Here is a 24,310-nt window from a genome sequence, read left to right as displayed (position 1 = left end):
GGCGTGAAGGGGACGCAGTGAGCAAGCCGTATTCCGTCCGCGTGACCGTGCGTGGATACGAGACCGACGTGCAAGGCCATCTCAACCAGGCCGTGTATCTGAACTACGCGGAGCACGCGCGCTGGTCGCTGCTCCAGGAGGCAGGGATCACCCAGTCGCGTCTTCAGGCGCACGGGGTGGGGCCGGTCGCGCTGGAGACCACCATCCGCTACAAGCGGGAGCTGCTCGCCGGTGACGAGGTGGACGTGACCTGCGTCTTCCACTGGGGCGGCGCCAAGACCTTCACCATCGAGCAGACCGTCACGAAGACGGACGGCACGGTGTCGGCCGAGATCAGTGCCGTGGGCGGCCTGCTGGACCTGGAGAAGCGCAAGCTGGTGGCGAATCCGCAGGACGTCTTCCGCGAGCTGACGAAGGACACCGCCCTCTTCGGGCTGTAGGGCCGCGCCGCAGGGCTGCGGGGGCGTCAGAGGGCGTGCCCCGACCGGGTTCCGGGTCACCGGAGCCCGGTTTCCTGTTTTCATCCGATGAAAGTTTCCTCCGTTCGGCTCCCATGTTTCCTGGCCATCCACTCCTACAGTGGACCAGACCACCAGAGAGACAAGGAGACTCTTTACACACTGTGAATCTACGTGCGTAACTAATGACGCGCGCACGTCAATCAGCACGGAACTGCCCAGGTGGCAGCGGCCGACGTCACCTCCTTCTCATCCCCACATGTGCCAGGAGGCAAGTCCCCATGCAGGTACTCCCCCACGTCTCCCGTGTCGGAAGACGCACGGCCACCGCGCTCGGCGTCCTCGGCGCCGCGCTGGCCCTCACGGCCACGACCGCCGGCGGCGCGACCGCCGCACCGCAGCCCGACCCGAGGCCCCTCAACGTCAAGCCCGGCCAGGCCTACATGGGCGTCGGCGCCCGCATCCACGAGGGCGTGCCCGCAGAGGACCCGGGGCGGGGCCTGCTGGCGCCCACCGACGGCGTCCAGGGCATCGACGTCTCGCACTGGCAGGGCAGCATCAACTGGACCTCGGTGCGCAACTCCGGCATCCAGTTCGCCTGGATGAAGGCGACCGAGGGCACCAATTACAAGGACTCCCGCTTCAACACGAACTACCCGGCCGCGCACTCCGCGGGCGTGATCCGGGGCGCGTACCACTTCGCGCTCCCCAACGCCTCCAACGGGGCCACCCAGGCGACGTACTTCGCGAGCAACGGCGGGGGCTGGTCGCGCGACAACCTGACGCTGCCCGGCGTCCTGGACATCGAGCACAACCCCTACGGGGCGATGTGCTACGGCCTGTCCACCACGCAGATGCGCACCTGGATCAACGACTTCTACACCACGTACAAGGCGCGCACGAGCCGTGACGTGGTGATCTACACGACGGCGAGCTGGTGGAACACCTGCACCGGCAACTGGACCGGCATGTCGGCCAAGAGCCCGCTGTGGGTGGCGCACTGGACCTCCGCCGCGTCGCCGACCATCCCGAGCGGCTTCCCCACCTGGACGGTGTGGCAGTACACCGACGCCGGGTCGGTCTCCGGCGTCTCCGGCAACGTGGACCGCAACAAGTTCAACGGGTCCCGCGACCGGCTCCTGGCGCTCGCCAACAACACGTGACGGACTGACAGGTCCGCGGTGACGCGCTCACGCGGTGGGGCCGGCCGTCCTCGGACGCCGGCCCCTTCCCGCTTCTCCCCCACCACCGCCCTCTCCCGAGGAGTGCCCGTGCATCCCAGGAACGCCCTCCGGCGCCGCCTCCTGATCGCCGGCGCGGCCGGGCTGGCCGCCGGCGCCGTGTCCGGCGTCGCGCACGCGCGCGGCGCCGCCGTGCAGCCGGACATCGACGCCACCAGGACCTGGGGCGCCCGGTCCCCGCAGGGGACCGTCAGCGTCCTGCAGTACCGGCCCAGCCGGATCGTGGTCCACCACACCGTGTCCGACAACTCCACCGACTACTCCCGCGCCCAGGCGCACGCGCACGCCCACTGGGTGCAGGACCTGCACATGGACGACAACGGCTGGGTGGACACCGGCTACACCTTCCTGGTCAGCCGCGGCGGCTGGATCACCGAGGGCCGGACCGGCAGCCTCACGGCGCTGGCCGGCGGGCGGACCTTCGTGCTCGGCGCCCATACCTCCGGGCAGAACACCGCGGCCATCGGCATCGCCTGCGAGGGCGCGTACCACGCGGGTGCCGAGCCGCCGCAGGCGCAGTGGGACGTGCTGGTGACCCTGTGCGCGTACGCCTGCGACCAGTACGGCATCGCGTCCACGCAGATCTTCGGGCACAAGGACTACGGCACGACGCAGTGCCCGGGCGTCTACCACGACATGCTGCCGCAACTGCGCGCGGAGGTGGCGGCGGCCCGGGCCTGACCGGGCCGCCGGACCGTCAGGAGACCGCCGGCGCCTTGCCCTGGGAGGCGAGTTCCTCACCCGTCTCCATCGGGTGGGTGACGTCGGCGGCCTCGCGGCGGCCGTTGCCCAGGTGGTTGAAGACGAGGTTCAGCAGGACGGCGACCACGCAGCCGGTGGAGATCCCGGAGTCCAGGACGATGCGGGCGGTCTCCGGGAACGCGTGGTAGAACTCCGGGGCGCTGATCGGTATGACGCCCACGGCGAGCGCGACGGCGACGATCAGGACGTTGTTGTCCTTGTCCAGGCCCGCCTTGGCGAGGGTCTGGATGCCGCTGGCGGCGACCGAGCCGAAAAGGACCACCCCGGCGCCGCCGAGGACCGGACGCGGCACGACGGCGATGAGCGAGGCGGCGACCGGACACAGGCCCATGAGGACGAGGAAGCCGCCGCCGGTGGCGACGACGAACCGGCTGCGGATGCGCGTCATGGCGACGAGGCCGATGTTCTGGGCGAACGCGCTGCACATGAAACCGTTGAACAGCGGGGAGATCGCCGAGCCGAGGGTGTCGGCGCGCAGGCCGGCCGCGATGGTCTTCTCGTCCGCCGGGCGCTCGACGATCTCGCCGAGGGCCAGCATGTCGGCGGTCGACTCGGTCATCGACACCACCATGACCACGCACAGCGAGATGATCGCGGCGAGCTGGAACTGCGGGGCGCCGAAGTGGAACGGGGTGGGGAAGCCGACGAGGTCCGCCTCGGCGACCGGGGAGAAGTCGGTGACGCCGAACGGGACGGCGATCAGGGTGCCGGCCACCATGCCCAGCAGGACGGCGATCTGCTTGACGAAACCGCGGGTGAAGCGGCGCAGCAGCAGCACGACGAGGAGGGTGACGGCGGCGAGGCCCAGGTTGGTGGCCGAGCCGTAGTCGTCGGCGTCGGGGCTCGCTCCCTGGGCCCAGCCGAAGGCGACGGGCAGCAGGGAGACGCCTATCAGGGTGATCACGGTGCCGGTGACCACGGGCGGGAAGAACCGCACCGCCTTGCTGAAGAAGGGGGCGGCGAGGAAGCCGAGCAGACCGGCCACGATCACCGCGCCGAAGATGACGGGCAGGGCGTCCTTCTTGTCGTCGGTGGAGGCGACGATCGCGGTCATGGGGGCGACGCCGGCGAAGGTGACGCCGTTGACGAAGGGCAGCCGGGCGCCGATCTTCCAGACGCCGACGGTCTGCAGGAACGTGGCGAGACCCGCGGTGAACAGGCAGGCGCCGGTGAGGAAGGTCAGTTCGGCGGGGGTGAGACCGACGGCCGCGCCGACGATCAGGGGCGGGGCGACGACACCCGCGTACATGGCGGCCACGTGCTGCAGGCCGGTCGTCGCCATCTTCGGCGCGGGCAGTTTCTCGTCTACGGGATGGTCGGCCACGGCGGTGTTCCTCCGGTCGGTTGCACGCCGGTGCGGGCGTGGTTGTCAGGGAGGTGGTGCGGGCGGGCGTGGGGTACCTCCCGCTCGAGTGCGGCCGAGCGTGGGTGGGAGGGACGAGGACGTCCGGTGGGGCTGCCACGGGGGCGTGGGACGGGTGGTGAGCCGTCTCCGGGGCACGCCGGAGCGCGCCCCGGAGACGGCCTCCGCGGAACCCGGCGTACCGGGGTCCGCGGTCTCCGGGCCGGGAGCCGTCCCTCACGGCCCGGAGACGTGCGGGGAGTTCAGTTCCGCGCGGCGATGCCGGCCAGCCTCCGCGCCTCGGCGCGGGTGGTGCGGGCGATCGCGTCCTCGTCGGCGGTGAGGAGCCGGCCGTTCTGGACGATCTGACGGCCGTTCACGAAGGACGCGCTGACCGGGGCGGCGGCGCCGAACACCAGGGCGGTGACCGGGTCGGCGATGGAGGCGTGGGCGAGGGTGTCCATGCGCCAGAGCACCAGGTCGGCGAGCTTGCCCGGCTCCAGGGAGCCGATCTCGTCCGCCCGGCCCAGGACCCGCGCCCCGCCGTGGGTGCCGAGGCGCAGCGCCTGGCGTGCCGTGAGGGCCTTCTCGCGGTGGACGCCGAGGCGGTTGACCAGCAGGGCGTTGCGCAGTTCGGTATGGAGTTCGCCGGACTCGTTGGAGGCGGTGCCGTCGACGCCGAGGCCGACGGGGACGCCGGCCGCGAGCATGTCGGGGACGCGGGCGATGCCGGCGGCGAGGCGGGCGTTGGAGGACGGGCAGTGGGCGACGCCGGTGCCGGTGCGGGCGAACGCGGCGATGTCGGAGTCGTTCATGTGGACGCAGTGCGCCATCCACACGTCGTCGCCGAGCCAGCCGGTGGACTCGAAGTAGTCGGTGGGTCCCATGCCGAACAGTTCGTGGCAGAACTTTTCCTCCTCCACGGTCTCCGAGCCGTGGGTGTGCAGCCGTACGCCGAGGCTGCGGGCCAGCTCGGCGCCCTGGCGCATGAGTTCGGTGGAGACGGAGAACGGGGAGCAGGGGGCGACGGCGACCTGGGTCATCGCGCCGGGCGAGGTGTCGTGGTGGCGGCGCACCGTCTCCTCGGTGGCGGCGAGCGCGTCGTCGAGGGTCTCGACGGCGAAGTCCGGGGGCAGGCCGCCGTCGGATTCGCCGCGGTCCATGGAGCCACGGGCGAGGGTGAAGCGGACGCCCATGTCGCGGGCGGCGGTGATGATCGCTTCGGACAGGTCGCCGGTGCCGCGCGGGAAGACGTAGTGGTGGTCCATGGCGGTGGTGACGCCGCCGCGGGCCATCATGGCGAGGGACCCCTGGGCCGCCGCGTGGACCATCGCCTCGTCGATGCGCGCCCAGGTCGGGTAGAGGGCGACGAGCCAGTCGAAGAGGTTGTGGTCGGTGGCCAGGCCCCGGGTGAGCCACTGGTAGAAGTGGTGGTGCGTGTTGACCAGTCCGGGGGTCGCGAGATGGCCGGTGGCGTCGATCCGGCGGGCGACGTCCTCCAGGCCCTCGGGGGCCGGGCCGGGGCCGAGCGACTCGATGCGGTCGCCGGCGAGGACGAGGTGTCCGGTGGCGTGCTCGGTGTCGTTCGCGTCGACGGTGGCGATCGCACAGTTCTCGATGACGGTGCGCCGGTCTGCTGCCATGGTGCGTCCTTATCGCGTACGGGGAGAGGGCACGGCAGGACCCTGGGGGTTTGAGTGCCGTGGCCGGGAGGGGCGGGGCCCGGGTACCCGGCCACGGGTGCCGAAAGGGGGTGCGCTCACAGGTTGGTGAGGTCCACCGGTATCCGCGCCTCGCAGCCGTCCCTGAGGACCGTGGCCTCGATCAGGCCGTAGGGGCGGTCGGAGGCGAAGTAGACCGCTCCGTCGGGGGTGTCGTTCTTGAGACCGAACGGCTCCAGATCGACGAGGAAGTGGTGGCTGTTGGGGAGGGAGAAGCGGATCTCGTCGACCTCGTCGCGCTCCTCGATGACGCGGGAGCCCATCTGGTAGAGCGTCTGCTGGAGGGAGAGCGAGTACGTCTCGGCGAAGGCCCGCAGCATGCGCTGCTTGACCTGGGCGTACGAGGCGTCCCAGTCGGGCATCTCCCGCGTGTCGTCGGTCCAGTTGAACCGCCAGCGGGCGGAGACCGAGGTGGCGAGGATGCGGTCGTAGGCCTCCTTGAGCGTGGTGTAGCGGTCCTTGACGTAGCCCCAGAACTCGGAGTCGGTGGAGTTCATCACCGTGAGGTCCTTCAGGCCGGAGACGACCTCCCAGCGCTCACCGTCGTAGGTGACCTGGGTGAGGCGGGTCTCCTGGCCCGTGCGGACGAAGGAGTGCCTGGCCTCGCCGGAGGTCTCGATGCGCTCCCAGGCGTACTCCTCGATGCGGATGCGCGCCCGGTGGATGGGCTCCTGCGAGGTGACGAAGTGACGGGCGAGGTGGATGCCGAACTGCTCGGCGGACTCGATGCCGTGCTCCTTGGCGAAGGCGAACACCGTGTTCTTGGTGGTATCGGTCGGCAGGACGTTCGCGTTGGAGCCGTTGTAGTGGACGTCGTCCATGTCGCCGGAGAGGGCGACGGAGACGTTGAGGTCCTTGATGTGGTGGGTGGCGCCGTCCCGCGTGATCTTGACGACTCGGTTCTCTGCCTTGCCGTACTGGTTCTGTCCCAGGATCGTGGGCATGGGTGTCAGCTCCCTCGGTAAACGGAGTAGCCGAACGGGTTGAGCAGCAGCGGTACGTGGTAGTGCTCGCCGGCCGTGACGGCGAAGGTGATCGCCACCTCGGGGAAGAACACGGCACCGCTGTCCCGATGCGCGGGGGCGTCCTGCTGAGCCTCGGCCTTCTTCTTCAGGAAGTACGGCTCCACCTCGAAGTCGAGCCGTACGTGGGTGGTTCCCTCCGGCAGGGCCGGCAGGTCCTTGCACCGCCCGTCGGCGTCGGTCGCGGACCCGCCGAGCTCCTGCCAGGCGGCCTGCGGGCCGGGGCGGGCGGAGAGGCGTACGGCGACGCCCTCGGCGGGGCGGCCCGCGCTGGTGTCCAGGATGTGCGTGGACACGGAGGCGGTGGTGTCGGTGCTCATGCGACGTCGGTCCTCTTCGACGAGTCGGGTCAGCCGGATGCGGTTGATCTTCCCCAGTTCGGTGCGGACGATCTCGCGTTCCTTCTCCGGCGGGTTGCCGAGGCGGTCGCGCACGGCGTCCCGCATCTCCTCGGCGCTGCGGCCGGTGGCGCAGATGAGGAAGACGTGGCCGAACCGCTCCTGGTAGGCCAGGTTCAGTTCGAGCATCTCGGCCCGGAGTCCGTCGCCGGCCCCGGACATGCCGCTCTGCTCCCGGGCGGAGGTCGGGTCCCCCGGCTCGGGGCGGCCGATCGGCGGGTGTCCGGCCATCGCCTCCGCCAGGTCGGCCCCGGTCAGCTCGGCCATGGCGGCGTCACTGGCGGCGTAGAGGCCGTCGGGGGTCGCGTACGGCCGGGCGGCGAGCAGCCGCCGGGTCCAGGCGGTGGAGGCGCAGACCTCGTGGAGCGCGGCGGACGCCGCCTGCTCCTCCAGTTCGTTGAACCGGGTCAGGCCCGGGGGCGTGGATGTCGACGTCACGGGAGCCTCCTGGCCGGCGAACGGCCGTGCGCTGCGAACGGGCGTGCCGACAGTGAACGCCGTCCCGCAGCAGGCGTCAACAGTTTGTTGAAAATTCCGTGTGACGTTTGGGTGAGGCACCTGGACCGGCCCTCGCGAGGGGCACAGCGCCCCGGCTCAGGCGCCCTTCTCCCGGTTGAGGTAGTTGTAGACGGTGAAGCGGCTGACGCCGAGCGCGCTCGCCACGGTCTCCACACCGTGCCGCACGGCGAACGCGCCGCGCGCCTCCAGACCGCGGACGATCTCCTGTTTCGCCTTGCGGTCGAGCTCCGCCAGCGGCATGCCCCGGCGGCGCTCCAGTGCGGCGAGGATGTGGTCCAGGGAGTCCGCGAGCTGCGGCAGCCGTACGGCGACGGCGGCGGCGCCCTCCCAGGTCAGCACCACGTCGTCGGGGCCGGCCTCGTCCGGCGGGACCAGCTCCGCGCCCATGGCGTCGACCAGCGGTTTCACCGCCGCGATGAAGGCGCCCTCACCGGTCGCGGTCACCGGTCGTCCTCCCCGACCACGTTGATCTGGAGCGAGACGCGGGTGGCACCGGCGGTCAGGCTGCGGCGCAGCAGGGCGTCCACGGCCGAGAGCACGGCGTCGGCACCGCCCTCGGCGGTGTTGCCGAACGGCCCGACGTCCACCGCGTCCAGTTCGGCCGTCTCGATGACCTCGCGCGCCACCACGGCGTGCTCGGGCGCCTCGTCGAGGTCGAAGGGCTCGGTCGTGAACTCCACTCGCAATCGCACGGGGCCAACCTACCGACCTCTTGACAGCCCTTCACCCACACAGGCAGTCTTCCATTACGCAGAAACATTATTTCGCCATACGGAAAACAACGAAGGGAGCGCGGCCCGATGGGATTCGCCGACCAGCGCTTCACCGTCAACCTGTCGATCCTCTTCACGGAACTCCCGCTCCTGGAGCGCCCCGCGGCCGCGGCCGAGGCCGGCTTCACCGCGGTCGAGCTGTGGTGGCCGTGGGTCGGCTCACCCGTGCCGCCGCAATCCGAGCTGGACGCGCTGCGCACGGCGATCGAGGAGGCGGGGGTGCGGCTCACCGGCCTGAACTTCTACGCCGGGCAGCTGCCCGGCCCCGACCGGGGCGCCCTGTCCGTGCCGGGCGAGGAGTCGGACCGGTTCCGGGCGAACGTCGAGGTCGCGGCCGGTTTCGCCGAGTCGCTCGGCTGCCGCGCGCTGAACGCGCTGTACGGCAACCGGGTGGACGGCGTGGACCCGGGCGAGCAGGACGCCCTCGCCCTGGAGAACCTCGTCCTGGCCGCGCGGGCCGCCGACCGGATCGGCGCGGTCCTGCTGGTCGAGGCGCTCAACCGGGCCGAGTCGCCGCACTACCCGCTGGTGTCGGCACCGGCCGCGGTGGAGGTCGTCGACCGGGTCGACGCGGCCACCGGACTGGGCAACGCCCGCTTCCTGATGGACCTGTACCACCTGGCCATGAACGGCGAGGACCTGCCGGCGGTCATCGACCGGTACGCCGACCGGACCGGGCATGTGCAGATCGCCGACAGCCCCGGACGCGGCGCGCCCGGCACCGGCTCGCTGCCGCTGGAGGACCTGCTGGACCGGCTGCGGAAGGCCGGATACGACGGCTGGACCGGCCTGGAGTACAAGCCCGGGGACCGCCCGAGCGCCGGGGCCTTCGACTGGCTGCCGCGCGAGGCCCGCTAGGGCGCTGTGCGGCCGCCGCGCATCTTCCTGAAACGTACCGAGTCGTACCCGAGAGGCACCCTCATGAGCACTCTTCCCAAGGTCGCCTGGATCGGCCTCGGCATCATGGGCTCCCCCATGTCCGAGAACCTGATCAAGGCGGGCTACGACGTCACCGGCCACACCCTGGAGCGGGAGAAGCTGGACCGGCTGACCGCCGCGGGCGGCACCGCCGCCGCCTCCGTCGCCGAGGCCGTCCGCGACGCCGACGTGATCGTCACGATGGTCCCCGCCTCCCCGCAGGTCGAGGCCGTCGCGTACGGTCCCGACGGCATCCTGGAGAACGCCCGCCCCGGCGCCCTGCTGATCGACATGTCCTCGATCACCCCGCAGACCTCCGTCGACCTGGCCGCCGCCGCGAAGGAGAAGGGCATCCGGGTGCTCGACGCCCCGGTGTCCGGCGGTGAGGCCGGCGCGATCGAGGCGGTGCTGTCCATCATGGTCGGCGGCGAGCAGGCCGACTTCGACGAGGCGAAGCCGCTGTTCGAGGCGCTGGGCAGGACGATCGTGCTCTGCGGTCCGCACGGCTCCGGGCAGACGGTGAAGGCCGCCAACCAGCTGATCGTCGCCGTCAACATCCAGGCGTGCGCCGAGGCCGTGGTCTTCCTGGAGAAGTCCGGCGTCGACCTGGCGGCGGCGCTGGACGTCCTGGGCGGCGGGCTGGCCGGCTCGACCGTGCTGGCCCGCAAGAAGGACAACTTCCTGAACCGGGACTTCAAGCCCGGCTTCCGGATCGACCTGCACCACAAGGACATGGGCATCGTCACCGACGCCGCCCGGAACGTGGGCGCCGCGCTGCCCGTGGGTGCCGTGGTCGCCCAGCTGGTGGCGAGCCTGCGCGCGCAGGGCGACGGCGGCCTCGACCACTCCGCGCTGCTGCGGGCGGTCGAGCGGCTGTCCGGCGCACGGGTCTGACCCACCCCCCCAGAACTCCGGGCGGCGCCGGCGCCGACATCAGTCCTGTCGCGCCCAAGGCGGCGGCGCCGCCCGGAACCCACGGCCCGCACCGCGACGCCGTACGGCCCGGATGAGGGGTGGCCGTACGGCACGGCGGCGGTGCGGGCGGGGCGAGGGCGCCGCGGCGGCGCGCGAGCCAGTGCGGTGGTCAACGCCGCGGCCCGTCTCCTACGACCTGAGGGGAGACGCCCCGCGGCCGTCGCCGCCGCCGCGGCCCCGAGCCCACCGTCCTCCCGGCGTGCGGATCCGCCCGGACCGCAGCAGCCTGGGGGCATGGCACATCCGACGGAGCACCCGCACATCGTGGTCCACGCGCCCGCCCTGGACGGCTCCCGGCGGGTCACCTCCGACGACGAGACACTGGGCGTCGCCACGCACACCGACGACGTGGGCGAGATCCTGCGCCTGGCCGACCTCTACGTCACCGACGTCGAGGACGCGGGCTTCATCGAGTGGCAGGGCGGCGGCCCGGACGACTGGCCGGGACTGTCCGAACACCACGCGTCGTGAGCGCGGCCGCTACGGCAACGTCCGTAGGGCGGCTACGGCACCCTCAAATGAACCTCTGAGAACGCCTCCCGAGGCTTGGGCGGGCCCCGCGAGCGGAACCATCCCCGCACACGGGGCCCGCCGGCACGGGGGCGGCGGGCCCCCTGTCCGAGGGGGTGGTCCGTCATGGCCGACACCGCGCGCGTCCGGGAGACGCCGCACGAGCTCGCCCTGCTGGCCGGGGGTCCGCGCGCCGCCGTCATGGTGGCCGTCGTCGCCCTGCACCTGCGCGGCGCCGTCGAGCCCGGCGCACGGAACACGGTGGTGGCGGTCGACAACGAGGCGGGGCGCGCGCTGCCGCCGCTGCCGATGCCGGACGGGATCCTCGCGCCGGAGAACGACGTCCCGGCGGAACTGCGGGTGCCGTACCTGGAGAGCGCGGTGTACCGAAGGCTGCACGAGCCGTGCCACGTGCGGGAGTTGCTGCGCGACCCGGACGTCCGGTGGGCGGTGGCCACGCTGAAGGTGGGGCTGGCGGACACGGGCATGGTGAGTCCGCCGGCGCTGGGTACGACACGGGCGGCACGCCATCGCCTGCACGTGCTGCGCACCGCGTACCCCGTCCCGGCGAGCCGGGACGGTGACGACCCTTCCGACGAGGAGAAGCTGCTGGCCGTCGCCCTGCACGGCCAGGCGGCCCTCCGCGTCGTCGTCCCCCGCTTCGCCCTCCGCGCGGGCCTCTCGGCTCGCGTCCGCCTCCGCCACAAGCGCGCCCTGCGACGCTTCTCCGGCACCTCCGGCACCTCCGGCACCTCCGGCACCTCCGGTGCCTCCGGAGGCGGCTACGCGAACCCCCACTACTGCGGCGGCGCGTTCAGCTGCGCGGGAGGCGAGGGCGGTGAGGGTGGCGGTGGCTGCGGAGGGGGCGGTGGGAACTGAGACCGGACGGGAAGGGGCGGGCTCCGGGGTCACCTCCGTGTGCCCCCTGCGGCCCGCCCCTTCCCTGTGCCGGTCAGACCTTCAGAGGCCTGACCGCCGTCGGTGCGTGGCCCGGCTCCGTCGCGACGGGCTCGAACTCGACCACGTTGCTGATGTCGTTGGTGGTCGACATGGCGATGTTCGTGACGCGTTCCAGGATCGCCTCGACGACCACCGGCACGCGGTACTCCGCCGCCAGCTTCTTCGCCTGCTCGAAGGCCGCGCCCAGTTCGCCGGGGTCGGTGACGCGGATCGCCTTGCAGCCCAGGCCCTCCGCGACCTTGACGTGGTCGACGCCGTAGACGCCCAGTTCGGGCGTGTTGATGTTCTCGAACTCCAGGTTGACCTGGAAGTCGATGTCGAAGGCGCGCTGGGCCTGGCGGATCAGGCCCAGGTAGGCGTTGTTGACCAGGACATGGACGTACGGGATGCGATGCTGCGCCCCGACGGCCAGTTCCTCGATCATGAACTGGAAGTCGTAGTCACCGGACAGGGCGACGACCTGCGCCTCCGGGTCGGCCTTGGCCACGCCCAGCGCGGCGGGGACGGTCCAGCCGAGGGGACCGGCCTGCCCGCAGTTGATCCAGTGACGCGGTCGGTAGACGTGCAGCATCTGCGCGCCCGCGATCTGGGAGAGGCCGATGGTGGTGACGTACCGGGTCTCGGGCCCGAACGCCTTGTTCATCTCCTCGTACACCCGCTGCGGCTTCATCGGGACGTCGTCGAAGTGCGTACGGCGCTGCAGCGTGGCGCGCTTCTCCTGCGCGGCGGCCGCCCAGGCGGAGCGGTCGGGCAGCCGGCCCGCCGCCCGCATCTCCTCGGCGGCCTCGACGAAGAGTTCCAGTGCGGCGCGGGCGTCGGAGGCGATGCCGTAGTCGGGGGCGAAGATGCGGCCGATCTGGGTGGGTTCGACGTCGACGTGCACGAAGGTGCGGCCGGCGGTGTAGACGTCGAGGCGTCCGGTGTGGCGGTTGGCCCAGCGGTTGCCGATGCCGAGGACGAAGTCGGACTCCAGGAAGGTCGCGTTGCCGTAGCGGTGCGAGGTCTGCAACCCGACCATGCCGGCGTTGAGTTCGTGGTCGTCGGGGATGACGCCCCAGCCCATCAGGGTCGGCACGACGGGCGTGCCGGTCAGCTCCGCGAACCGCACCAGAAGGTCGGCCGCGTCGGCGTTGACGACACCGCCGCCCGCGACGATCAGCGGGCGCTCGGCGGCGTTGAGCATGCCGAGGGCCTTCTCGATCTGCGCGCGGGTCGCGGCGGGCTTGTAGACGGGCAGCGGCGCGTAGGTGTCCGGGTCGAACTCGATCTCCGTCAGCTGCACGTCCACCGGCAGGTCGATCAGCACCGGTCCGGGACGGCCCGAGCGCATGAGGTGGAAGGCCTGCTGGAAGACGCCGGGGACCTGCGCCGCCTCCAGGACGGTCACGGCCATCTTGGTGACCGGCTTCGCGATCGACGCGATGTCGACGGCCTGGAAGTCCTCCTTGTGGATCACCGCGGTCGGCGCCTGGCCGGTGACGCAGAGGATCGGGACGGAGTCGCCGGACGCCGAGTACAGGCCGGTGATCATGTCGGTGCCGGCCGGACCCGACGTGCCGACGCACACACCGATGTTGCCCGGGTGCGTACGGGTGTAGCCCTCCGCCATGTGGGAGGCGCCCTCGACGTGCCGGGCGAGGGTGTGGGCGATGCCGCCGGCCGCCTCGAGGGCCGCGTAGAAGGGGTTGATCGCCGCGCCGGGGACACCGAACGCGACGTCGACGCCCTCGCGCTTGAGGATCTCGACCGCCGCGCGGGCAGCCGTCATTCGAGCCATGGAGTACTCCTGCTTCGGCTTCTCGGATTCGCACTCCCGTCGCGCCCCGCCGTGAGCTTCTTCCGCATAGTGGAAATATACTTCTGCTATCTGGAATGAATGTAAGAGGGGTGGGGGAAGCCCGTCAAGAGAGCGGCAAGCGCGCGGCAAGTACGGGACACCGGCGGGCGGGTGGGAGGACGATGGACCAGCCTCGAGACCACGGGAGTGGACCATGCCCGAGAGCGTGCCGGTGCGCTGCCCCGACTGTCGGCGCTCGCACCGCTACACGGCACCGGCGTACCCCTGCGCCTGTGGCGTCCCCGTCGTCGCCCCGCTGGACCCGGACCGGCATCCGGGCCCCGTCGGGCAGCGCTCCTGGCGGGAGGAATGGGTGAGCGTGCGCTGCGGGAGCTGCGGCCTGCGCGGCGAGTGGCCGCACCCCGAACTGGGCTGCCCCTGCGGGACGGTGCTGCGCATCCCGGTGGCGGGCGAGGAGGCGGCGGTGCCGGCCGGCAGGCCACGGCGCCCCGCGACCCCCGCGGTGCCGATCCGCACCGCGCGGGACGCGGTCACGGCTGCCGTGCTGTATCTGCGGCGCCTCGGCCACGAGGACATCCGGCGCGCCGACCAGCGGCCCACGTCCGGCATCGGACTGGCCGGCCGGGGCGTACTGGCCGCGCTGGACCCGTCGTCGCGGCCGGCGACCCCCCGGGACGTCGAGTGCCTGTGGCTGACCGCCATGACGGAGTCCGCGGCCTGCCTGTACTTCTCCCTCTCCGGCTACACCGACGAGGCCCGCGCCCGCGCCGACACCCTGGACGTCCCGCTGTTCCGGCTCGACCTCACCGGCGTCCCCCGGCCCGTCAACGCCGCCGCCGACGCGCTGGACGCCGACGCGGACTGAAAACCCGGCGACGGGCGCGCCGGGGCGTCCCATACTCGGCGCATGCGCATTCGTCCCGCCGCCCGCGCCGAACTGGCCCGTCTCCAGGAGATCGAACGGGCGGCCGGCGCCCCCTTCCGTGACGTCGGCATGGCGGACGTCGCCGACGACGCGCCGCCCGCCCCACAGACGCTGGAGCGCTACCGGCGGGCGGGCCGCTGCTGGGTCGCGGCCGACGCGGACACGGACGTCCCGGCCGCCTACCTGATCGCCGAACCGGTGGACGGCGCACTCCACGTGGAGCAGGTGTCCGTCCACCCCGACGCCGCCCGCCGGGGCGTGGGCCGCGCCCTGCTGGCACGCGCCGCGGACCGGGCCCGCGAGGAGGGCCTGACCGCCCTGACCCTGACCACCTTCACCGACGTCCCGTGGAACGCCCCGTACTACGCACGCCTGGGCTTCCGCACGCTGGGCGAGGGCGACCTCACGCCGGGGCTGCGGCGAATCCGCGCCGAGGAGGCCGCCCACGGTCTCGACCGGTGGCCGCGCGTCTGCATGCGCCTCGAACTGCCGCACCACGCCGGGGCGTCCGGCAGACTGTCCGGATGACGATCAGACCGGCACGCGAGCGTGACTTCCCCGGTTTCCTCGACCTGGCGGGCCAGGTCGAGGAGTGGTTCGGGCCGATGGTCGAGGAGCCCGGTTTCCACGACGCGGTACGCGAGCACATCGCCGCGTCCATGGCGTTGGTCGCCCCGTCCTCCGGGCCGGACCTGCTCGGCGGGCTGCTCTTCGGGGCCGAGACGCCGACGTACCACGTGCACTGGCTCGTCGTCTCCCGCCGGGCCCGCGGCACGGGCGTCGGCCGCGCGCTGATGGAGGAGGCGGTACGCCGCTGGGTGCGCGGCCCCGGCGAGATCGAGGTGGTCACCTTCGGCCCGGACCACCCCGGGGCCGTCGTCAGCGGCGCCCGCGTCTTCTACGAGCGCCTCGGCTTCACCCCCGCCGAGCCCGCCGCCCCGGGCCCGGAAGGCGGCTCCCGGCAGGTCTTCCGCCGGACGGTGGACCGCTGATCGCCGCGTGCCCGGACCCGGGCGGAGTCGTCCGGGACGTCCCTCGCCCTCAGGCGGCGAGGGTGCCGCCGTCGACGACCGACACCGCGCCGGTCACGTAGTCCTGGTCCATGAGGGCGAGGAACGCCCTGGCCACGTCGTCCGGCTCCGCCACACGGCCCAGGGGCAGGGACGCGGCGAGACCGGCGTACATGTGCTCCCGGTCCGCCTCGCTCATCCCCGACCACAGCGGCGAGCGCACCACCCCGGGCGCCACGACGTTCACCCGCACCGGCGCCAGTTCCACGGCGAGACTGCGGGCGGCGGACACCACCGCACCGGAGACCGCGGCCCCCAGGGTCCATCCGGGGCCGCCCTTGAACGCCGCCGTGCCGCTGGTCAGGGTGACGGACCCGCCCGGTGCGAGATGCGGCACGGCCAGCCGGACGGCCTCCAGCGCGTGGAACACGCGCAGGGCGAAGAACTCGCTCGCCCGGTCGACCGTGTAGTCGGTGAGCGGAAGGCCGGTGAGATTCTCACCGGCGGTGTAGGCGAGGTGGTCGAACGTGCCGATCTCCTCGAAGAGGGCCGCGACCGCGTCGCTGGAGCTCGCGTCCACGGCCCGTCCCACGACGCCGGCGGGAAGCTGCGCGAGGGCGCGCTCGACCGACGCGGCCCGGCTCGATGCGATGGTCACCGTCGCTCCGGCTTCGGCGGCGCGCCGGGCGACGGCGAGGCCGATGCCGCTGGTTCCACCGAGGACGACGATGCGGGAGGAAGAGTTGATGGTCATGCGTTCAGGGTCCGTCCGGGACCGCCGCCGCGTCCAAGACCCTTTCCGTCGTCAGTGATGCCCGCAGGGTATGAGCGAGCGCGACCGCGCGGTTCAGCGCTGCCGAGTCGCGCCCGGCGGCCCAGGCCACGCCGACGGCGCCCGGTGCCAGCCCCGCCACCGGGCGCACGACGACGTCGGTCCGGGTGTAGAACCGGGCCGTCGACACCGGGAGGAAGGCCACCCCGGACGACGCGGCCACCCGCTCCAGCTTGATCTCCACCTCGTGCGGATGGTCACCCCCGGTCGGCACGGGCAGACCGCGCGCGAGACGGGCCTCACGCCACTCGGGAGCCGCGTCCGGGGACTGGAGGAGGTCGTACTCGGCCAGGGCGTACAGGCTCAGCTCCTCGGCAGCGGCGAGGGGGTGCGAGGCGGACAGGACGACGATCCGCTCCTCCCGGAACAGCGGCTCGACCTGAAGACCCCGGTGCGGAACGGGAAGGCGCACCAGACCGAGGTCGACACGGCCGTCGAGGATCGTCTCCACCTGGTCGTGCCAGCCCGTGCGGACGAGGTCGATCCGGATGTCGGCGAGCCATTGCCGCAGGCCCTGCACGATGGGCGTGACCAGCAGGCCCGGCATGAAACCGATGGCCAGCCGCTCGGTCCCCTGGGCGGCCTGACGGGCACGCCGTTCCAGCGCCTCGGCCGACCGCAGCAGCTGCCGTCCTTCCTCCGCGATGGCCCGGCCCGCCCGGGTCAGATCGGTACCCCGCGTCGAGCGGTCGAACAAGGTCGCACCGAGCTCCCGTTCCAGCAGCGCGATCTGCCGGCTGAGCACGGGCTGGGCGATGTGCAGCTCCTGCGCCGCCCGGCTGAAGCTGAGCGTGTCGGCGACGGCCACGAAGTAGCGCAGACGCCGCAGATTGAGCTCCGACATGCACAAATCCTACGGCGCGAGAAGCGGCACCGGCGCGACGAGCGGCGAGCACGTGCGAGCGGCAGGCACCGTGCGAGCGGGGCTCAGCCGACCGCGTACCTCTCGCGCAGCTCGATCTTGCGGACCTTGCCCGAGACCGTCATCGGGAAGGAGTCCAGGAGTTCGAGGCGGCTGGGGACCTTGTAGTGGGCGAGGCGGCCGTCGCAGTACGCCTTCAGCTCGGCCAGGGTGAGCGGGTCGGCCGCATCGCGCGGGACGACGCAGGCGAGGACCTCCTCGCCGTACCGCTCGTGCGGCACGCCGACGACCTGGACGTCCTCGATCTTGGGGGGGCGTGGAGGAACTCCTCGATCTCGCGCGGGTAGATGTTCTCCCCGCCCCGGATGATCATGTCCTTGATGCGGCCGACGATCTCCACGTAGCCGGACGTGCCGCGCTCCACGGTGACGCCGGTGGCCGGGTCGACGACCTTCACCTCGATGTGCGGCAGCACCCGGCCGACGGTGCCGGTGCGGTGCTCCAGGTCGTCGTCCATGCGCGTCTGCAGGGACAAAGGCACCGGGCGGCACACCCGGTCCTGTTCGGTGTAGCCGATCGTGCGGCCCACCCAGTTTGACCGGGTCGTCGCAGCTCAGGCCCGCGGCGACGGCGTCCGGGCGCTGGGCCGGAACCTCGGCGGCGGCCTCGGTGAGCGCGTCCCAGGACGGGTCGCCGATGCAGACGGTCTCCCGCAACCGCGGGCACGCGCCGCTCACTTCGTCCACCAGCGCGCGGTGGTCGGTGCCCTTGTGCGCGAGGGAGGACACCAGCAGGGCGACGTCGGACTGCCGGAGCACGTACTCCAACTCGTGAGCCCGGTAAGCCGGGTTGATGTTCACCATGATCGCGCCGATGCGGGCGGTGGCGTACTGCGTCAGCACCCACTCGGGGCAGTTGACCGCCCAGATGCCGACCCGGCCGCCCGTGCCGATGCCCTTGGCGAGCAGCCCGCGCGCCAGCTCGTCGACGGCGGCTCCGAACTCGGCGTAGGTCCAGCGCCGTCCGGACACCACGTCGACGAGGGCCTCGCGGTCGGGCCAGGCGGCGACCGCGCGGTCCAGGTTGGCGCCGATGGTGTCGCCGAGCAGCGGGCTGGTGCTGGTGCCGTGGGTGTACGACAGGGACGCGCTCACCGGAAGTCCTCCTCCCGGTACTCGCCGGTGGACCCGGCCGCCGTCGCCTCGCGCAGCTCGATGCGGCGGATCTTGCCGGACACGGTCTTGGGCAGCTCCCCGAACTCCAGCCGGCGGATCCGCTTGTAGGGCGCGAGCGTCTGCCGGGAGTGCTCGAAGAGCACCTTCGCGGTGTCCGGTCCCGGCTCCCAGCCTTCCGCGAGCACGATGTACGCCTTCGGGACGGCCAGCCGCAGTTCGTCCGGCGCGGGCACCACGGCCGCCTCGGCGACGGCCTCGTGCTCCAGCAGGGCGCTCTCCAGCTCGAACGGGCTGATCTTGTAGTCGGAGGCCTTGAAGACGTCGTCCGCGCGCCCGACGTAGGTGATGTAGCCGTCCGCGTCGCGGGAGCCGATGTCGCCGGTGCGGTAGTAGCCGCCGGCCATGGCCTCCGCGGTGCGCTCCGGGTCGCCGTGGTACCCCGTCATCAGGCCCACGGGCCTCTCCGACAGGTCGAGCGCGATCTCGCCCTCGGTCGCGCCGGGCGCGCCGGAGACCGGGTCGAGGAGTTCGACGCGGTAGCCGGGGCTGGGGCGGCCCATGGAGCCGGTCTTGAGGACCTGGCCGGGGCTGTTGGAGACCTGCACGGCGGTCTCGGTCTGCCCGAAGCCGTCCCGGATGGTGACCCCCCAGGCGCGCCGCACCTGTTCGATGACCTCGGGGTTGAGGGGTTCGCCGGCGGCGACGACCTCGCGGGGCGGGGTGCGCAGGCGGCCCAGGTCGGACTGGATGAGCATGCGCCACACGGTCGGCGGGGCGCAGAAGGTGGTGACGCCCGCCTTGTCCATCTCGGCCAGCAGGCGGGGCGCGTCGAAGCGGGTGTAGTTGTGCAGGAAGACGGTCGCCTCGGCGTTCCACGGGGCGAACAGGTTGGACCAGGCGTGCTTGGCCCAGCCGGGCGAGGAGATGTTGAGGTGCACGTCGCCGGGACGCAGGCCGATCCAGAACATGGTCGCCAGGTGCCCGACCGGGTACGAGGTGTGGGTGTGCTCGACCAGTTTGGGGCGGGCGGTGGTGCCCGAGGTGAAGTACAGCATCAACGGGTCGTCGGCCAGGGTGGGCCCGTCGGGGGTGAAACGGTCGGGCGCGCCGTAGGCGTCGGCGTACGGCAGCCAGCTCCCGCCGGGCTCCTCCCCCACCGCGACGCGGGTGTAGTCGCCGGGCACCTCGTCGAACTTCGCGGCGTCGGCGGAGCGGACGATCACATGGCTGACGCGGCCGCGCTCGACGCGGTCGCGCAGGTCGGCGGGGCCGAGCAGCGGGGTGGCCGGGATGACGACGGCGCGCAGTTTCATCGCGGCCAGCGCGGTCTCCCACAGTTCGGCCTGGTTGCCGAGCATCACCAGTACCCGGTCCTCGGCGGCCACGCCCCGCTCGCGCAGCCAGTTGGCGACCCGGTCGGAGCGGCGGGCCAGCTCGGCGAAGGACAGGCGGGTCCCGCCGCCGTCCTCCTCGACCAGGTGCAGGGCCGTGCGGTCGTTGCCGTCGGCGAGCACGTCGAACCAGTCGAGGGCCCAGTTGAAGCGCTCCGGCCGGGGCCAGGTGAAGTCCCGGTAGGCGGTGGCGTAGTCCTCGCGGTGTTCCAGCAGGAAGTCCCGGGCCCTGCGGAACTGTTCCGTCGCCGTCGTCATGCGTCCTCCTCGGTGCCGGACCTTGCCGGGCGGCTCACCGCCATCGTGTAATCCGTGATGCAGGTCTCACTACCCCTGAACGGGGGTGTGCGCCCGCACACGGGCCGCGGTGAAGGGACGATCAGGTGACAGCTGACCCGGCGAGGGCGGGCGAGGTGGTGGAGATCCGCAGTGCGCTGGCCCGGCTGCGGCGTGCGACGGGGCTGCCGGTCGCGTTCGGCGGGCTGGTGGTGCCGGGGCGGTGGCAGGTGCGGATCAGCGAGCTGAGCGGCACGGCCACCCCGGCGCTCAGCGCGCTCGCCGTGTCGTCCGGCAACGGTCTGGGCGGCAAGGCGGTGGCGCTCGCCCGGCCGTGCGCGGTGACGGACTACTCCGTCTCCCGGCAGATCAGCCACGAGTACGACGCCCCGGTCGCCGCCGAGGGCCTGCGCGCCGTGGTGGCGGTGCCGGTCGTCGTACGGCGGCGGGTGCGGGCGGTGCTGTACGGGGCGCTGCGTACCGCACGCCCGCTCGGCGACCGCGCGCTCGGGGCGGCGGTGCAGGCGGCGCGGGACGTGGAGCAGGCCCTGGTGGTGCGGGAGGAGGCGGCGGAGCTGCTGGCGGCGGCGCACCCGAGGCCGGAGCCGGGGGCGGACCCGCGGCGGGAGCCGGCTTCGGGGGCGCACCGGGAGCGGGTGCGGGAGGCGCATGCGGCGCTGCGGGCGCTGGCCCCGCGGATCACCGACCCGGCGCTGCGGGCGGAGCTGCTGGACGTGTGCGCCCTGCTCACCTCGCGGGAGGCGCCGTCCGGTGCGGTGCGGCTCGCGCCCCGGGAGGTGGACGTGCTCGCCTGGGTGGCGGCGGGGGCGACGAACGGGGACGCGGCCGAGCGGCTCGGGGTGACGGCTGAAACCGTCAAGGCGTATCTGCGGTCCGCGATGCGGAAACTGGGGGCCCGGACCCGGGGTGAGGCGGTGGTCGCCGCCCGACGGGCCGGGTGGTTGCCGTAGGTTTGCGGTGTTCTCCCGCGCACGGTATTACCACGAGTACCCCATGGGATTTATCGAAGATCGGCCCGCTGTAATTTGCCTCACTACACCGTCCGCCCGGAATTGAGGACCCTGTTGCCTAATATTGGCCAGGACACGCCACACGGAGGGGAGCGGTGACCGTGCGACGGGACGACAAGGAGCCTGCCAGGTGCCGCCCCGACCTGGTCATCGGCCGGGAGGAGCTGGTCTCCGACGCGCGGGAACAGCTCGCGCGCGGCGGCAGTGTGCTGCTCCACGGCCCTGCCGGAATAGGAAAGTCGACCGTGCTGCGGGCACTTGCGGCGGAAAACGCGGGTGCCACGTCCCGTGTGTTGCGCTGCTCGGCCACGGAGTCCGAATCCCATCTGCCGTTCCTGGCGCTGGCGGACCTGTTCGGTCTGGTGCTGGAGGAGGTGGCCCCCGCGCTGCCGGCCGCACAGCGCACGGCGCTGGAGTCGGCGCTCACCGGGCGCGGCGAGTCCACCCTCCAGCGCGACGGCCTGGCCCTGCGGCTCGCGGTGCTGTCCACGCTGCGCGCGCTGTCCGCCGAGGGCCCGGTGCTCGTGGTCGCCGACGACCTGCAGTGGCTGGACCCGGCCAGCGCCGAGCTGCTCGGCTTCGCCGCCCGGCGGCTGGGCGACAGCCCGGTGCGCATGCTGTGCGCGGTGCGCACCGAGGGCGAGGAGTACGACCGTCATCTGCGCGCCTGCCCGCCGGACACGCTGACCGTGCGGCTCGGCCCGTTCTCCCGCACCCAGGTGTCGGCGCTGCTCGACCACCGCGGCTACACCAGCCTGTCCCGCTCGACGGTGCGTGACATCCATCGCACCAGTGGCGGCAACCCGCTGTTCGCGCTGGAACTGGGCCGCGCCCTCGCGCAGAGCCCCACCCGGCCGCGCCCCGGTGAGCCGCTGCCGGTGCCGACCTCGCTGCGGGCGCTGGTCCTCAGCCGCCTGGAGATGCTGTCCGACGAGGCCCGCCGCACCCTGCTGGTGGCCAGCGCGGGCGCCCGCCCCACCCTGGCCCTGCTGCACGCGGCCGGCCGGGCCAACGCGGAGGCCGAGACCGCCCAGGCCGCGTCGCTCGGGCTGCTCATCACCGACCCCGAGGACCCGGCGCTGCGCTTCACGCACCCGCTGATCTCCGCCGCCCTCTACGCGGAGGCGCCGGCGCAGGAGCGGCGGGCCGCGCACACCGCGCTGTCCACGGCGGCCTCCGACCCGATCGAACGGGCCCGGCACCTGGCGCTCGCGGCCACCGGCCCCGACCCGGAGGTGGCGGCCCGGCTGGCCGAGGCGGCCGCGATGGCCCGGGACCGCGGGGCGCCGTCGGTCGCCGCGTCGCTCGGCCTGCTCGCCGCCCGGCACACCCCGGCGGACGGCACGCCGGCCCCTGACGAGCGGCGCCTCCAGGCCGCCGAGGACGCGATCACCGCGGGCGAGGTCGACCTGGCCCGGGACATAGCCCGCGAGGTGCTGACCCGGGCGACGGTGCCGGCCGAGCGGGTGCGGGCGTGGATGGTGGTCATCGAGGCGGCCGGGCAGGCGCTCGGCGAGGTCGACGCGGTGTTCCCGCAGGTGCTCGCGGACGCGGGGGACGACCCGCGCCTGCTCGCCCTGGTCCACTACCAGCTCGCCTGGCGCGAGGTGGTGGTCAACGGCGACTTCGCCAAGTCCCGGCAGGAGGCGGCGCACGCGGCCGAGCTGGCCGCGCGCGGCGGGGACCGGCGCACCGAGTTGATGGCACTCGCCTTCCAGTCGTCCACCGAGACCCTGATGGGCCACCCCGACGCCCCCGCCACCATCCGGCGGGCGCTCCAGGAGCCCCAGGACCCGGACGTGGCCAGCCATCACAACGGCGCCGCGATGGCCCGCTTCCGCTGGCTGCTGATGAGCGACCAGCTCCCCGAGGCCCGTACGGCGATCACCGCGCTGCTGCGGGAGGCACGGCGGCGCGGCATGGTCGAGAGCGAGGTGCACTTCTCCCGGCTGCTCGCCGACACCGAACTGCGCTTCGGGCACTGCGGGCGGGCCCTGGACCTGGCCGGCGAGAGCCTGCGGCTGGCCCGGGACTCCGGCATCGGCGAGAGCGCGTCCGCGATGCTCGCCTCGGTGGCGGAGGCGTCCGGCGGGGACGTGGACCGGGCGCTGGCCCTGGCCCGGGAGTCCGCCGACCACGCCGAGGTGGACGGCGACCAGCTGTACCTGTCCCTGGCCCTGGCGGCCCTCGGCTACGCGCAGCTGGTGTCCGGCGACGCGCAGGCCGCGGTGCGCTCGCTGCGCCGGGTCCGGGAGCTGGAGCAGGGCATGGGCATCACCGATCCGGCGCGCGGGCGCTGGCAGGGTGACCTCGCCGAGGCGCTGGTGCGGATCGGCGAACCCGGCGAGGCGCAGGAGCTGATCAACGTCACGCGGGTGCACGCGCTGCGCCTGAACCGGGCGAGCGTCCTCGCGGTGCTGGACCGCGCGGAGGCGCTGGTGCGGGCAGCGCGCGGCGAACACCAGGCGGCCGTCGCCCAGTTGACGTCGGCGCAGGAGCGGCTGGCCAAGCTGGGCCACGGCCTGGAGGAGGCGCGGGCCGCGTTCGCGCGGGCCCGGCTGCGTTCGCGGGGCCCCGGTCCGTCCGGGTACGACGAGGCGGCCCGGCTGTTCCGGCGCTGCCGTGCGCTGCCCTGGCTGCGGCAGGTCGACGAGGCCGTGGCGGCCGGTCCGGCGGAGGCCGAACCGGTGCCCGCGGCGACCCCGGCCGCGCTGGACGGGCTCGCGTCGATGGAGCGTCAGGTGGCGGCGCTGGTCATGGAGGGGGCGACCAACCGGGAGATAGCCGGGCGGCTGTTCATCAGCGTCAAGACCGTCGAGGCGACGCTCACCCGGGTCTACCGCAAGCTGGGCATACGGTCCCGGGTGGACATCGTGCGGCTGGCGGCGGGGCGCCGCGCGCCGTAGGTGACCCGGGTCACGGCGCCTCCGCGGCCCGTGCCACGATGGGAACGTGCCCGGCGCCGCTTCGGCCACCGTGACCGGAAATGTACCGGCGCGAGCCCGGCGACCGAGGGTTTTCCCTGTCCAACTCCCTTAGGGGGTTCCCTCATTGGGACGCCCCCCGGACCGGTCCTAGCGTGTGACACGTGCCGATCGCCCGGGCACATCGGGGCCGCCCCCGATACCCGGCCCCCACCGTGCGACCCCCACCGGCAACTGGAGGAGACCCATGCCAGGGCTCACCCGCACCAGACGGTCCGCCACCGGACGCGCCACTGCCGCCGCGCCCGCACCTGTCCTCTCCTCCGTCTTCTCCGCCGTCTTCGTCCTGACCGCCGACGCGGGACGTGCCCCCGTGTCGCGCCGCCGTCCGGGGACGGCCCTTTGATTCCCTGAGCAACCCTCAGGTCACGACCAGGGGGCGGGGGGGGGGGGGGCCACCCCCCCCCCCCCCCCCCCCCCCACAAAA

Annotated in this window: 22 protein-coding genes and 1 pseudogene; 12 read left to right on the top strand and 11 right to left on the bottom strand. The window is 72.9% G+C overall.

Going from position 1 to position 24,310, the window contains the following annotated elements:
* Nucleotides 1-17: 17 nt before the first annotated feature.
* The 3 genes from ACIF8S_RS02540 (at nucleotide 18) to ACIF8S_RS02530 (ending at nucleotide 2,380) form a co-directional block, all read left to right on the top strand.
* Nucleotides 18-440 (top strand): acyl-CoA thioesterase, encoded by a 423-nt coding sequence (locus ACIF8S_RS02540; RefSeq protein ID WP_399996892.1) that lies wholly within the window; start codon nucleotides 18-20, stop codon nucleotides 438-440.
* A gap of 299 nt (nucleotides 441-739) precedes the next feature.
* Nucleotides 740-1,621 carry a lysozyme gene (locus ACIF8S_RS02535; RefSeq protein ID WP_399996891.1) on the top strand — a complete coding sequence of 294 codons (882 nt, stop codon included), beginning with the start codon at nucleotides 740-742 and terminating at the stop codon, nucleotides 1,619-1,621.
* Between the two features lie 108 nt (nucleotides 1,622-1,729).
* Nucleotides 1,730-2,380 carry a peptidoglycan recognition family protein gene (locus ACIF8S_RS02530; protein WP_399996890.1) on the top strand — a complete coding sequence of 217 codons (651 nt, stop codon included), beginning with the start codon at nucleotides 1,730-1,732 and terminating at the stop codon, nucleotides 2,378-2,380.
* Between the two features lie 16 nt (nucleotides 2,381-2,396).
* Here ACIF8S_RS02530 and ACIF8S_RS02525 read toward each other — a convergent pair whose 3' ends face one another.
* The 6 genes from ACIF8S_RS02525 to ACIF8S_RS02500 form a co-directional block, all read right to left on the bottom strand.
* Nucleotides 2,397-3,785, bottom strand: a complete 1,389-nt coding sequence (locus tag ACIF8S_RS02525) for a nucleobase:cation symporter-2 family protein (protein ID WP_349797012.1) — start codon at nucleotides 3,783-3,785, stop codon at nucleotides 2,397-2,399.
* Between the two features lie 281 nt (nucleotides 3,786-4,066).
* Nucleotides 4,067-5,446, bottom strand: a complete 1,380-nt coding sequence (locus ACIF8S_RS02520) for an 8-oxoguanine deaminase (protein WP_399996889.1) — start codon at nucleotides 5,444-5,446, stop codon at nucleotides 4,067-4,069.
* A 116-nt stretch (nucleotides 5,447-5,562) separates the two neighbouring features.
* Nucleotides 5,563-6,468: a factor-independent urate hydroxylase gene (pucL, locus tag ACIF8S_RS02515; RefSeq protein WP_399996888.1), complete on the bottom strand. Its 906-nt coding sequence runs from the start codon at nucleotides 6,466-6,468 to the stop codon at nucleotides 5,563-5,565.
* Nucleotides 6,469-6,473: 5 nt separating this feature from the next.
* Entirely contained in the window at nucleotides 6,474-7,382 is a 909-nt protein-coding gene (gene uraD / locus ACIF8S_RS02510; RefSeq protein WP_399996887.1) for a 2-oxo-4-hydroxy-4-carboxy-5-ureidoimidazoline decarboxylase, read from the bottom strand.
* A 156-nt stretch (nucleotides 7,383-7,538) separates the two neighbouring features.
* Nucleotides 7,539-7,850 carry a helix-turn-helix domain-containing protein gene (locus ACIF8S_RS02505; protein ID WP_399997065.1) on the bottom strand — a complete coding sequence of 104 codons (312 nt, stop codon included), beginning with the start codon at nucleotides 7,848-7,850 and terminating at the stop codon, nucleotides 7,539-7,541.
* Nucleotides 7,851-7,903: 53 nt separating this feature from the next.
* Entirely contained in the window at nucleotides 7,904-8,155 is a 252-nt protein-coding gene (locus ACIF8S_RS02500) for a hypothetical protein (RefSeq protein WP_349797024.1), read from the bottom strand.
* A 108-nt stretch (nucleotides 8,156-8,263) separates the two neighbouring features.
* On the opposite strand from ACIF8S_RS02500, the gene ACIF8S_RS02495 reads away from it, so the two are divergent.
* The 4 genes from ACIF8S_RS02495 (at nucleotide 8,264) to ACIF8S_RS02480 (ending at nucleotide 11,518) form a co-directional block, all read left to right on the top strand.
* Complete coding sequence (locus ACIF8S_RS02495) at nucleotides 8,264-9,094, top strand: TIM barrel protein (RefSeq protein WP_399996886.1); 831 nt, start codon at nucleotides 8,264-8,266, stop codon at nucleotides 9,092-9,094.
* Between the two features lie 63 nt (nucleotides 9,095-9,157).
* Complete coding sequence (locus ACIF8S_RS02490) at nucleotides 9,158-10,048, top strand: 2-hydroxy-3-oxopropionate reductase (protein ID WP_399996884.1); 891 nt, start codon at nucleotides 9,158-9,160, stop codon at nucleotides 10,046-10,048.
* A 315-nt stretch (nucleotides 10,049-10,363) separates the two neighbouring features.
* Nucleotides 10,364-10,600: a hypothetical protein gene (locus ACIF8S_RS02485; protein ID WP_399996883.1), complete on the top strand. Its 237-nt coding sequence runs from the start codon at nucleotides 10,364-10,366 to the stop codon at nucleotides 10,598-10,600.
* Nucleotides 10,601-10,765: 165 nt separating this feature from the next.
* Nucleotides 10,766-11,518: a TIGR04222 domain-containing membrane protein gene (locus ACIF8S_RS02480; protein WP_399996882.1), complete on the top strand. Its 753-nt coding sequence runs from the start codon at nucleotides 10,766-10,768 to the stop codon at nucleotides 11,516-11,518.
* Between the two features lie 73 nt (nucleotides 11,519-11,591).
* Here ACIF8S_RS02480 and gcl read toward each other — a convergent pair whose 3' ends face one another.
* Nucleotides 11,592-13,376, bottom strand: a complete 1,785-nt coding sequence (gcl, locus tag ACIF8S_RS02475; RefSeq protein ID WP_399996881.1) for a glyoxylate carboligase — start codon at nucleotides 13,374-13,376, stop codon at nucleotides 11,592-11,594.
* A 214-nt stretch (nucleotides 13,377-13,590) separates the two neighbouring features.
* Here gcl and ACIF8S_RS02470 point away from each other — a divergent pair, with 214 nt between their 5' ends.
* From ACIF8S_RS02470 to ACIF8S_RS02460, 3 genes are read left to right on the top strand one after another with little or no spacing between them, the layout of a single operon-like run.
* Complete coding sequence (locus ACIF8S_RS02470) at nucleotides 13,591-14,262, top strand: hypothetical protein (RefSeq protein WP_399996880.1); 672 nt, start codon at nucleotides 13,591-13,593, stop codon at nucleotides 14,260-14,262.
* 42 nt (nucleotides 14,263-14,304) lie between these two features.
* Nucleotides 14,305-14,850 (top strand): GNAT family N-acetyltransferase, encoded by a 546-nt coding sequence (locus ACIF8S_RS02465; protein ID WP_399996879.1) that lies wholly within the window; start codon nucleotides 14,305-14,307, stop codon nucleotides 14,848-14,850.
* Entirely contained in the window at nucleotides 14,847-15,314 is a 468-nt protein-coding gene (locus ACIF8S_RS02460) for a GNAT family N-acetyltransferase (RefSeq protein WP_399996877.1), read from the top strand. Before ACIF8S_RS02465 ends, ACIF8S_RS02460 begins: the two co-directional genes overlap by 4 nt.
* A 49-nt stretch (nucleotides 15,315-15,363) precedes the next feature.
* Here ACIF8S_RS02460 and ACIF8S_RS02455 read toward each other — a convergent pair whose 3' ends face one another.
* The 4 genes and pseudogenes from ACIF8S_RS02455 to ACIF8S_RS02440 form a co-directional block, all read right to left on the bottom strand.
* Nucleotides 15,364-16,086, bottom strand: coding sequence for an SDR family oxidoreductase (locus ACIF8S_RS02455; RefSeq protein WP_399996876.1), 723 nt, complete (start codon nucleotides 16,084-16,086; stop codon nucleotides 15,364-15,366).
* Nucleotides 16,087-16,090: 4 nt separating this feature from the next.
* Complete coding sequence (locus ACIF8S_RS02450) at nucleotides 16,091-17,008, bottom strand: LysR family transcriptional regulator (protein ID WP_399996875.1); 918 nt, start codon at nucleotides 17,006-17,008, stop codon at nucleotides 16,091-16,093.
* A gap of 83 nt (nucleotides 17,009-17,091) precedes the next feature.
* Nucleotides 17,092-18,180 (bottom strand): annotated as a pseudogene (locus ACIF8S_RS02445) (AMP-binding protein).
* Complete coding sequence (locus tag ACIF8S_RS02440) at nucleotides 18,177-19,850, bottom strand: AMP-binding protein (RefSeq protein WP_399996874.1); 1,674 nt, start codon at nucleotides 19,848-19,850, stop codon at nucleotides 18,177-18,179. Before ACIF8S_RS02440 ends, ACIF8S_RS02445 begins: the two are co-directional and overlap by 4 nt.
* 158 nt (nucleotides 19,851-20,008) lie before the next feature.
* Here ACIF8S_RS02440 and ACIF8S_RS02435 point away from each other — a divergent pair, with 158 nt between their 5' ends.
* Together ACIF8S_RS02435 and ACIF8S_RS02430 are read left to right on the top strand one after the other, a co-directional pair.
* Nucleotides 20,009-20,839, top strand: a complete 831-nt coding sequence (locus tag ACIF8S_RS02435; RefSeq protein WP_399997063.1) for a response regulator transcription factor — start codon at nucleotides 20,009-20,011, stop codon at nucleotides 20,837-20,839.
* 155 nt (nucleotides 20,840-20,994) lie between these two features.
* Nucleotides 20,995-23,805: an ATP-binding protein gene (locus ACIF8S_RS02430; protein WP_399996873.1), complete on the top strand. Its 2,811-nt coding sequence runs from the start codon at nucleotides 20,995-20,997 to the stop codon at nucleotides 23,803-23,805.
* Nucleotides 23,806-24,310: the final 505 nt, after the last annotated feature.

Source organism: Streptomyces sp. NPDC085937, from assembly GCF_044540535.1.
Taxonomy (GTDB): Bacteria; Actinomycetota; Actinomycetes; order Streptomycetales; family Streptomycetaceae; genus Streptomyces.
Note: the sequence above shows the minus strand (reverse complement) of the source record. Positions and strands in the feature narration are given on the sequence as shown.

What these genes read in the sequence shown, in the direction of transcription:
- ACIF8S_RS02495 (WP_399996886.1), top strand. Translation starts at nt 8,264, where the DNA reads ATGGGATTCGCCGACCAGCGCTTCACCGTCAACCTGTCGATCCTCTTC.
- ACIF8S_RS02535 (WP_399996891.1), top strand. Translation starts at nt 740, where the DNA reads ATGCAGGTACTCCCCCACGTCTCCCGTGTCGGAAGACGCACGGCCACC.
- ACIF8S_RS02450 (WP_399996875.1), bottom strand. Translation starts at nt 17,008, where the DNA reads ATGTCGGAGCTCAATCTGCGGCGTCTGCGCTACTTCGTGGCCGTCGCC.
- pucL (WP_399996888.1), bottom strand. Translation starts at nt 6,468, where the DNA reads ATGCCCACGATCCTGGGACAGAACCAGTACGGCAAGGCAGAGAACCGA.
- ACIF8S_RS02505 (WP_399997065.1), bottom strand. Translation starts at nt 7,850, where the DNA reads ATGGGCGCGGAGCTGGTCCCGCCGGACGAGGCCGGCCCCGACGACGTG.
- ACIF8S_RS02470 (WP_399996880.1), top strand. Translation starts at nt 13,591, where the DNA reads ATGCCCGAGAGCGTGCCGGTGCGCTGCCCCGACTGTCGGCGCTCGCAC.
- ACIF8S_RS02490 (WP_399996884.1), top strand. Translation starts at nt 9,158, where the DNA reads ATGAGCACTCTTCCCAAGGTCGCCTGGATCGGCCTCGGCATCATGGGC.
- ACIF8S_RS02465 (WP_399996879.1), top strand. Translation starts at nt 14,305, where the DNA reads ATGCGCATTCGTCCCGCCGCCCGCGCCGAACTGGCCCGTCTCCAGGAG.
- gcl (WP_399996881.1), bottom strand. Translation starts at nt 13,376, where the DNA reads ATGGCTCGAATGACGGCTGCCCGCGCGGCGGTCGAGATCCTCAAGCGC.
- ACIF8S_RS02520 (WP_399996889.1), bottom strand. Translation starts at nt 5,446, where the DNA reads ATGGCAGCAGACCGGCGCACCGTCATCGAGAACTGTGCGATCGCCACC.
- ACIF8S_RS02440 (WP_399996874.1), bottom strand. Translation starts at nt 19,850, where the DNA reads ATGACGACGGCGACGGAACAGTTCCGCAGGGCCCGGGACTTCCTGCTG.
- ACIF8S_RS02480 (WP_399996882.1), top strand. Translation starts at nt 10,766, where the DNA reads ATGGCCGACACCGCGCGCGTCCGGGAGACGCCGCACGAGCTCGCCCTG.
- ACIF8S_RS02460 (WP_399996877.1), top strand. Translation starts at nt 14,847, where the DNA reads ATGACGATCAGACCGGCACGCGAGCGTGACTTCCCCGGTTTCCTCGAC.
- ACIF8S_RS02455 (WP_399996876.1), bottom strand. Translation starts at nt 16,086, where the DNA reads ATGACCATCAACTCTTCCTCCCGCATCGTCGTCCTCGGTGGAACCAGC.
- ACIF8S_RS02485 (WP_399996883.1), top strand. Translation starts at nt 10,364, where the DNA reads ATGGCACATCCGACGGAGCACCCGCACATCGTGGTCCACGCGCCCGCC.